This is a genomic window from Isoptericola sp. NPDC058082, from assembly GCF_042885055.1.
Lineage (GTDB): Bacteria > Actinomycetota > Actinomycetes > Actinomycetales > Cellulomonadaceae > Isoptericola.
Genome location: NZ_JBHVSQ010000023.1, coordinates 45,591 through 47,917, shown reverse-complemented (window position 1 = coordinate 47,917; position 2,327 = coordinate 45,591). Strand labels below are relative to the sequence as shown.

General features: G+C 74.3%; 3 protein-coding genes. 1 reads left to right on the top strand and 2 read right to left on the bottom strand.

Features of this window, described 5'->3' with window-relative positions:
• Window positions 1-53 precede the first annotated feature (53 nt).
• The gene (locus ACFVS0_RS20295; protein WP_430552022.1) at window positions 54-614 is read right to left on the bottom strand and encodes a TetR/AcrR family transcriptional regulator; all 561 of its coding nucleotides are present in this window, start codon (window positions 612-614) and stop codon (window positions 54-56) included.
• A gap of 67 nt (window positions 615-681) precedes the next feature.
• Here ACFVS0_RS20295 and ACFVS0_RS20290 point away from each other — a divergent pair, with 67 nt between their 5' ends.
• Window positions 682-1,623 (top strand): alpha/beta fold hydrolase, encoded by a 942-nt coding sequence (locus tag ACFVS0_RS20290; RefSeq protein WP_430565202.1) that lies wholly within the window; start codon window positions 682-684, stop codon window positions 1,621-1,623.
• A 14-nt stretch (window positions 1,624-1,637) separates the two neighbouring features.
• On the opposite strand, the gene ACFVS0_RS20285 is transcribed toward ACFVS0_RS20290, so the two are convergent.
• Entirely contained in the window at window positions 1,638-2,180 is a 543-nt protein-coding gene (locus tag ACFVS0_RS20285) for a phosphoribosyltransferase (protein WP_430552024.1), read from the bottom strand.
• Between the last annotated feature and the right edge of the window lie 147 nt (window positions 2,181-2,327).

The window sequence follows — 2,327 nt, the reverse complement described above, 5'->3', positions numbered from 1 at the left end:
GCAGAGGAAACAAGAGAGGGCAACCCACCCCCTCCCCACCCCCCCCTCTCGTGCTACCTCGGCGAGTCCAGGGCGGCGTCGACGACGAGCGTCAGGGGCGGGCGGGGGTCGGTCGGGTCGTGGCGGGCGATCGCGTGGAGCAGCAGGCCCTCGTAGGCGCCGGAGACGGCGATCATCGCCGCGCGCGCGTCGGCGGCCCCGAGGCGGCCCACCATCCGCTCGCCCCAGTCGAGGAGCGCCTCGCGGCCGCGGTCGACGCGCCCGCGGAGGTCGGGGTCGTGGCTCGCCTCCAGGAAGAGGACGAGGCGGGCGGTCGTGGCGGCGCGGTCGGGGCCGGTCGCCTGCGCGAAGCCGGCGCACAGCATGTCGACGAAGTCGGCCGCAGACCGGGGTTCCGGTGCGGCGGACAGGCCCGCCAGGTCGCGGGCGGCGAGCTCGTCGGAGACGCCCGCCAGCAGCGCGGCGCGGGTGCGGAAGTAGTTCGACGTCGAACCGCGGGGAAGCCCGGCGCGCTCGTCGACGCGTCCGTGGGTGAGGGCGCGGAGCCCCTCGGTGCCGAGCAGGTCCACCGCCGCGTCGAGCGCGCGGCGTCGGGGCGGGATGCTGGTGGTCACCACGGCACCCTAACCCCGGTACTACAGATCTAGTGACATGGCACTATGAACGTAGTACCGTCGAGGGATGGACGAGAACGTGGTGGGCGAGGGGCGGGCCGCCTCGGCGCGGCCCGAGGCGTCGGCCGAGGTGCCGATGCCCGAGCTCGCCGGCGTCACCCACCGGTGGGTCGACGTCGACGGGCTCGCGATGCACGTCGTCGAGCAGGGGACCGGGGACCCGGTGCTGCTGCTCCACGGGTTCCCGGAGCACTGGTGGGAGTGGCGCGGCGTCATCGGACCGCTCGCCGACGACCACCGGGTCGTGTGCCCCGACCTGCGCGGGTTCGGCTGGACCGACGCGCCGCCGGACGGCTACACGCGCGACCGGCTCCTGGCCGACGTCGTCGGCCTGCTCGACGCGCTCGCCGTCGACCGGACGCACGTCGTCGCGCACGACTGGGGCGCGCTGGTCGGCTTCCACCTGTGCCTCGAGCGACCCGACCGCGCCGTCTCGTTGCTGAGCATGGGCGTGCCCCACCTGTGGCTGCGGTTCGACCCGCGACTGCTGCTCATGATGCGGCACACCTGGTTCCAGGTGGTCATCGCCTCGCGACTGACCGGACCGCGCGCCCTGTCGCGGGGCCGGCAGCGGCTGCCGCGCCACCTGCTCCAGGAGTACGGCAGCGACGCGCCCGTGATGACGGAGGCCGACGTCGAAGCGTACCTCGCGCCCTTGCGGCAGCCCGCGGGCGCGCGCGCCGGCTCGGCGCTCTGTCGAGACTTCGTGCGTCGCGAACTGTGGGCGGTGCTGCGCGGCGCCTACCGCGACCAGCACCTGGCCGCGCCGACCGTGGCGCTGCTCGGCGAGAACGACATCCTCAGCGACCCCGCGCTGCTCGGCGGCTACGAGGAGCACGCCGACGACCTCACCGTCGACGTGCTCCCCGGGGTCTCGCACTTCATGGTCGACGAGCGTCCGGACCTCGTCGTCGACCGCGCGCGGGAGCTGTTCGCCCGCGCGGCGTGACGGTGCTCAGCTGCTCAGACGTCGGCCGAGTGCGCGCCGGTGACGGGCGGGTCGGCCGACCACGGGAACGTGATCCACAGGTCGGTGTCCCGCCAGGAGTAGTCCGGCCGGATGATCGTGCGGGGCTTGGTGTAGAGCACCACGGACCGGGCGTCGGCGCCCTGCTTCGCGAGCATGTCCATGACGAGCGCGAGGGTGCGGCCGGAGTCGGCGACGTCGTCCACGACGAGCACCTTGGACCCGGGCAGCTCGGACGTGTCCATGAGCGGCGGGAGCACGCGCGGGTCGTCGAGGGTCTTGCCGATGTCGGTGTAGAACTCGACGTTCATCGTGCCCACGCCCTTGGTGCCCAGGGCGTACGCCATCGCGCCGCCGGGCACCAGGCCGCCGCGCGCGACGGCGATCACGACGTCGGGCAGGAAGCCGCTGTCGACGACCTGCTGGGCGAGCTCGCGGATCGCGACGGGCAGCAGGGTCCAGGTGAGGACCTCGCGCTCGGGGGCGACGTCGGCGTCGGCGGGCACGGTCGCTTCGGCGGGGGTGGGCTCTGCGCTCATGGCACCCGAGACTACGCGCGACGGCGGGGAACAGGCGCCAGCGGCAACACGGCGGTGGGGGGGCCAAACGGGGTGTAACCCCCGCCCCCCCCCAACCAACCCGCCCCCCACCCTAGCCGCAGTCGCCGCACCGCCCCCCCCACCAGC

What these genes read in the sequence shown, in the direction of transcription:
- ACFVS0_RS20290 (WP_430565202.1), top strand. Translation starts at nt 682, where the DNA reads ATGGACGAGAACGTGGTGGGCGAGGGGCGGGCCGCCTCGGCGCGGCCC.
- ACFVS0_RS20285 (WP_430552024.1), bottom strand. Translation starts at nt 2,180, where the DNA reads ATGAGCGCAGAGCCCACCCCCGCCGAAGCGACCGTGCCCGCCGACGCC.